The 6752-nt window shown below is 73.4% G+C and carries 2 protein-coding genes; both read left to right on the top strand.

Annotation, left to right across the window (positions count from 1 at the left end; translation table 11 throughout):
- Entirely contained in the window at positions 1-4554 is a 4554-nt protein-coding gene (locus ACZ4FV_RS51350; protein ID WP_465328286.1) for a type I polyketide synthase, read from the top strand.
- Between the two features lie 246 nt (positions 4555-4800).
- Positions 4801-6752: type I polyketide synthase (locus ACZ4FV_RS51345; protein ID WP_465328288.1), on the top strand; the 1952-nt coding region annotated here is incomplete at its 3' end.

Genomic DNA, 6752 nt, shown 5'->3' with positions numbered 1-6752 from the left:
GTGGACTGGGCGTCGGGTGCGGTGTCCTTGTTGACGGAGCCGGTGGCGTGGCCGGAGACGGGCGCACCGCGCCGGGCCGGAATCTCCGCCTTCGGGGTCAGCGGCACCAACGCACACGTCATCGTGGAGCAGCCCGAGGTCGGGGACCGGGAACCGTTCGGCGCGGCGTCCGACACGACACCCGAGGCGGCGCTCGCCGGGGCGATTCCCACCCCCTGGATGTTTGCCGCCGCAGATGACGAGGCCCTGCGCGCCACGGCGGCCCGGCTCGGTACGCACGTGGCCGAGAACGCCGAAACGGCTGTCTCCGACGTGGCGTTCACGCTGGCCGGCAAGCCCCGACTGGACCACCGCGCGGTGGTGTTCGGGACCGACAGGGAGACGCTGCTGCGTGTCACCGAGGCCGTGGCCTCCGGCACCGAGGCTCCGGGAGTCGTGCGCGGTGTCGCCCGCGGCGGATCCGGCCGCCTGGCGTTCGTGTTCGCGGGTCAGGGTGGTCAGCGGGTCGGGATGGGTCGTGAGCTGTATGAGAGCTTCCCGGTGTTTGCCGCGGCCTTCGATGAGGTGTGCGTGCGGTTGGACGCGGGTTTGGGCGGGTCGTTGCGCGAGGTGATCTCGGGCGATGTGGATGGTCTGGACGAGACCGGGTTTGCGCAGCCGGCGTTGTTCGCGGTCGAGGTGGCGTTGTTCCGGTTGTTGGAGTCGTGGGGTGTGCGGCCGGATGTGGTGGTCGGGCATTCGGTGGGTGAGATCGCGGCGGCGCATGTGGTCGGGGTGTTGTCGTTGGAGGACGCGTGCCGGCTGGTGGTGGCGCGTGGTCGGTTGATGCAGGCGTTGCCGGTCGGTGGTGCGATGGCCGCGATCGGTGCGGCCGAGGCGGATGTTCTGCCGTTGCTGGCGGGGCGGGATGACCTCGTCGGGATCGCCGCGATCAATGGTCCGGATTCGGTGGTGGTCTCCGGCGCCGAGGCTGTGGTTTCCGAGGTCGTGGCGCACTTCGAGGGGTTGGGTCGTCGGGTGCGGCGGCTGCGGGTCAGCCATGCGTTCCATTCGCCGCTGATGGACCCGATGCTCGATGGCTTCCGTGACGTGGTTCGAGAACTGACATTTGCGGAACCGCAGTTGGCGGTGGTCTCGACCGTCTCGACCGATGCCGACTGGACGGATCCCGAGTACTGGGTGCGCCACGTGCGGCAGCCGGTTCGCTTCCATGACGCGATTCGCGTGCTGGAAGACGACGGTGTCGTCTCCTTCGTCGAGGTCGGGCCGGACGGCGCCCTCACCGCGTTGATCAGGGACGGGATTCGGGCTGCCGACGACGCGGTGACCGTGGTTCCGGTGCTGCGCAAGGACCGTCCGGAGCCTGATGCCGCGCTGACCGCCCTGGCCACGCTCCATGTGACGGGTGCCGTCGCCGAAATCCGATGGGCCGGGTTCGTTCCCGGAGCCCGGCGCGTGGCGTTGCCCACGTACCCGTTCCAGCGGCAGCGGTACTGGCTCGACCCGGTGGTCGATCGGTCCGGGGACGCCGCGTCGATCGGGCTGACCGCCGCCGATCACCCGTTGCTCGGTGCGGCGGTCGAACTGGCCGACTCGGCGGGTGTGTTGTTCACCGGTCGGTTGTCCGTGGACAGCCACCCGTGGCTGCTCGACCACACGGTGCACGGGACCGTGCCGGTACCCGGTACCGCGCTGGTGGAGCTCGCGCTTCGGGCCGGCGACGAGGTCGGGTGCGATCTGATCGAGGAACTGACCATCGAGGCACCGCTCGTGCTGACCGACGACGACGCGGTTCGGATCCAGCTCGTGGTCGGTGCGCCGGACGAGGCGGGCCGCAGCACGCTGAGCATCCACTCCGGCCGGCAGCGCCCCGGCGGTCCGACGGAAGGTTGGACCAGGCATGCGCAGGGCGTGCTGGCCAGGGGTGGGGCGCCGGACGCGGAGGCGTTCGGGCCGGAAGACGGGCAGGGGCCGTGGCCGCCGGTCGGCGCCGAGCCGGTGTCGATCGACGGATGCTACGACCGGCTCGCCGCACAAGGACTCGGCTATGGGCCGGTGTTCCGGGGGCTTCGGGCGATGTGGCGGCACGGTGACGAGCTGTTCGCCGAGGTTGCGCTGCCCGCCGACGTGTCGACCGAGGGTTTCGGGGTGCATCCGGCCCTGTTGGATGCCGCGTTGCACCCGATCGGGCTTGCCGGTGACGCTGCGGGCGCGGTGCGGTTGCCGTTCTCGTGGACCGGGGTCGCGCTGTACGCGACCGCGGCCACGACGCTGCGGGTGCGCATCGCGCCGGTGGCCGGCGACAGCTTCGCGGTGACCCTCGCCGACCACTCGGGTCGACCGGTGGGGTCGGTGGCCTCGCTGGTGACCAGGCCGGTCGCCGCCGACGCGCTGCGTGCCGCGCAGGGCGGTCGGGACGGCGCGTTGTATCGGATCGACTGGGAACCCGCGCCGAGCGCCCGGACCGCGTCGGCGGTGCCCGCCACGTGGGCGGTGATCGGCGATGTCCGACACGACGTCGCGAGCGCGGTCGCGGGCGCGCTCCCGACCGGTACCGCGCGGGCGGGGACGGTACACGCCGACCTCGCCGCGCTCGATGCCGCGATCGACGCGGGCGCGCCGGTACCGGACGCGGTGCTCGTCGCGCTGTCGCCGACGCCCTCGCAGGGGCGGGACCGGGACCTCCCGGTCGCCGCGCGGGACGCGCTCGGACGGGCGTCGGACATCGTGCGGGCCTGGTCGGCGGACACCCGGTTCGGCGCTGCCCGGCTCGTCCTGCTCACCCAACACGCGGTGTCCACCCGGGACACCGTCGACGAGACCGGCATCGAGAACCTGACGCAGGCCGCGGTCTGGGGTCTGCTGCGCTCGGCGCAGTCCGAGCACCCGGGGCGGATCGTGCTGGTCGACCTGGACGGGGGACCGGCCGGGATCCCGGCGCTCACCGGCCCGACCGGGTTGCCCGCCGTACTCGCGGCGGGCGACGACGAGCCGCAGTTCGCGATCCGCGACAGCGCGCTCCTGGTACCCCGCCTGGTCCCCGAGCCGGCCGGCGCGGATGCCGAGACGGCCGCGGTCGCCGCGCACGCGGTGCTCGGCGCGGATGACACCGTCCTGGTCACCGGCGCGTCCGGCCGCCTCGGTGGCCTCGTGGTGCGCCGGTTGGTCACCGAGTACGGGGTCCGCCGGCTGGTGCTGGCCGGGCGGCGCGGCGAACAAGCGCCCGGCGCCCTCGAGTTCGCCGCCGAGTTGACCGCGCTGGGCGCGCGGGTGAGCACCGTCGCGTGCGACGTCGCCGACCGCACCGCGCTGGCCGCGCTGTTGGCGGCGCACCCGGTGACCGCCGTCGTGCACTCGGCGGGTGTGTTGGACGACGGACTGTTCGAGGCGATGACCCCCGAACGCATCGACCGCGTACTGCGCCCGAAGCTGGACGCGGCCTGGCACCTGCACGAGTTGACCGCCGACCGGGCGCTCTCCGCGTTCGTGCTGTTCTCCTCGGCAGCGGGCCAGTTCGGCAGTGCCGGCCAGGCGAACTACGCGGCGGCCAACACCTTCCTGGACGCCCTCGGCCGACACCGCGCGGCACGCGGCCTGCCCGCCACCTCGCTGGCCTGGGGACCGTGGGAGGCGGGCGGCATGGACGGCGAACTCACCGACCGGGACCGCGAACGCATGGCCCGCGACGGCATCCTGCCGCTGCCCACCGAACACGCGCTCGCGCTGTTCGACCGGGCCCTGGCCGGGACCGCCGGTGCCACCGCCGACCCGACCGGACCCGACCGGGTGCCGGGCACGGCCGGCGCGGCGCTGCTGCCCGCCCGGCTCGACCCGGCCGCGATGCGGTCCCGGGCCGAGGAGCAGGCCGGCCCGTTCGGCCCACTGGCCGCGTTGACCCGGAATCTGCGCACCGGCCCGACGGCCGGGAACCGCTCGCGCCGACCCACCGCCGGTGACCCGGCGGCTCGCACGGACACCGGCTCGGGTGTACCGCCGCTGGTCCGGTCCCTGCTCGGGGCGCGTACCGGCGATCGACCCCGGCTGGTCCTGGACGCGGTCCGCGCGCACGTGGCCTCGGTGCTCGGCTTCGACGCGGCGGATCGCATCGGCGCCGGACAGGAGTTCCGCGACCTGGGCTTCGACTCGCTGACCGCGGTCGAGCTGCGGAATCGGCTGAACGCCGCGACCGGACTGCGGTTGCCGGCGGCGCTGGTCTTCAACTACCCGACGCCGGCGGCACTGGCCGACCACCTGGGCGCCGAACTCGCCGCCGCCGAGGCGCTCGCGCAGTCCGCGAACGGCACCGACGGCGCCTACGGCGCCGGATCCACCGGCGCGGCCGAACTCGACCGCCTGGAGGCGTGGCTCGGAGCGGCCGACGGCGGCACCCGCGACGCGGTGGCCGGCCGGCTGCGCGAACTGCTCGCCAAGCTCGGCGCCGACGCGGGCACCCACCGCGCGGACCACCGCGACGACACCGGCGGATCCGTCGCGGAAAAGCTCGGCACGGCCGACGACGACGATCTCTTCGACTTCATCGACAACGAGCTGTGACCCGATGACGAACCGCGCCCGCACGCACACCGGCACCGGCACGACGACCGGCGCATGCGTCGACACCGGCACCCGCACAACGACGCAAGCAAGTGTCCGTACGACAACGCACGCAGGCACTCGCACGACGACACAGGCAAGCACCCGCACGAGCACCCGTCCACGGACCCGCATCGACGCCCGCGAGATCACCGGTTGCCAGGCCGCACGTTCAACGGCCGCACGCTACGAGGGGGAATGACGACAGTGGCCGACGAACAGAAGCTTCGCGACTACCTCAGGCGGGTCACCACCGACCTGCACGACGCCCGCCGCCGACTGCGCGAGGCCGACGAGCGTGAGCACGAGCCGATCGCGATCGTGGGGATGAGCTGCCGCTACCCGGGCGGGGTCGGGTCGCCGGAGGACCTGTGGCGGCTGGTCGACAACGGTGTGGACGCGGTCTCCGGCTTCCCGGTGGACCGAGGCTGGGACCTGGACGGCCTGTACGACCCGGACCCGGAACACCTCGGCACCAGCTACACCCGGCACGGCGGCTTCCTGCACGACGCCGCGGCGTTCGACCCGGAGTTCTTCGGCATCTCGCCGCGCGAGGCGCTCACCATCGACCCGCAGCAGCGCTTGCTCCTGGAGACCGCGTGGGAGGCGATCGAACGGGCCGGCATCGACCCGGCCGCGCTGCGCGGCAGCAGGACCGGTGTCTACACGGGCGTGATGTACAGCGACTACGCGTCGCGCCTGCGCTCCGGGACGGCCGCCACGGCCGGCGAGTTCGAGGGGTATCTCGGCAGCGGCAGCGCGGGCAGCGTGGCCTCCGGCCGAGTCGCGTACACGCTCGGGCTGGAGGGCCCGGCGGTCAGCGTGGACACCGCGTGCTCGTCCTCGCTGGTCGCGCTGCACTGGGCGGTCGGCGCGCTGCGGCAGCGGGAATGCTCACTCGTGCTGGCGGGCGGCGTCACCGTGATGGCCACACCGGCCACCTTCGTCGAGTTCAGTCGGCAGCGCGGGTTGTCGGCGGACGGCAGGTGCAAGGCGTTCGCCGCCTCGGCGGACGGTACGGGCTGGTCCGAGGGTGTCGGGATGCTGCTCCTGGAGCGGCTCTCCGACGCGCGCCGCAACGGCCATCCGGTGCTCGCGGTGGTTCGGGGTACGGCGATCAACCAGGACGGTGCCAGCAACGGCCTCACCGCGCCCAACGGCCCCGCCCAGGAGCGGGTGATCCGGGCGGCACTGGCCAACGCCGGTCTCAGCGCGACGGACGTCGACGCGGTCGAGGCGCACGGAACCGGCACCTCGCTCGGTGACCCGATCGAGGCGGACGCGCTGCTCGGCGTCTACGGCCGGGGTCGCGACGGCGAACGGCCGCTGTGGCTCGGGTCGTTGAAGTCGAACATCGGCCACACCCAGGCCGCCGCCGGGGTCGGCGGCGTGATCAAGATGGTCCAGGCGATGCGTCACGGCGTGTTGCCCAGGACGCTGCACGTGGACGAGCCGTCGCCGCATGTGGACTGGGCGTCGGGCGCGGTGTCGCTGCTGACCGAGCCGGTCTCGTGGTCGCGGACCGATCAGCCCCGACGGGCCGGCGTGTCCGCGTTCGGGGTCAGCGGTACGAACGCGCACGTGATCCTCGAAGAGGAGCCCCAACCGACACCGGACCCGGATGCGGACACGGCACCGGACCCGCAGCCGGTGCCCGGCCGGGTGCCGCTGCTGCTCTCGGCCCGTACCGAGGAGGGCCTGCGCGCCCAAGCGGCGCGGTTGCGCGCGCACTTGGCCGAGCACCCCGACGCGGACCAGGCCGACGTGGCGTACTCGCTGGCGACCGGCAGGTCGGCGCTCGACCGGCGCGCGGTCGTGCTCGGCGACCCGCACGACCGGGCGGGCGCGCTCGCCGGCCTGGCCGCGCTGGTCGACGGGACGCCGCACGCCGATGTCGTGCGGGGGAGTGTCGCGGACGGGGACGCCGAGCGGTTGGCGTTCGTGTTCGCGGGTCAGGGTGGTCAGCGGGTCGGGATGGGTCGTGGTTTGTCCGCGGCCTTCCCGGTGTTCGCGGCGGCGTTCGACGAGGTGTGCGACCGGCTGGAAGTGGAGCTGGGTGAGGGTTCGTTGCGCGAGGTGATCTCGGGCGATGTGGATGGTCTGGATGGGACGGGGTTTGCGCAGCCGGCGTTGTTCGCGGTCGAGGTGGCGTTGTTCCG

This window comes from Embleya sp. NPDC025285 (genome assembly GCF_055558835.1).
Note: the sequence above shows the minus strand (reverse complement) of the source record. Positions and strands in the feature narration are given on the sequence as shown.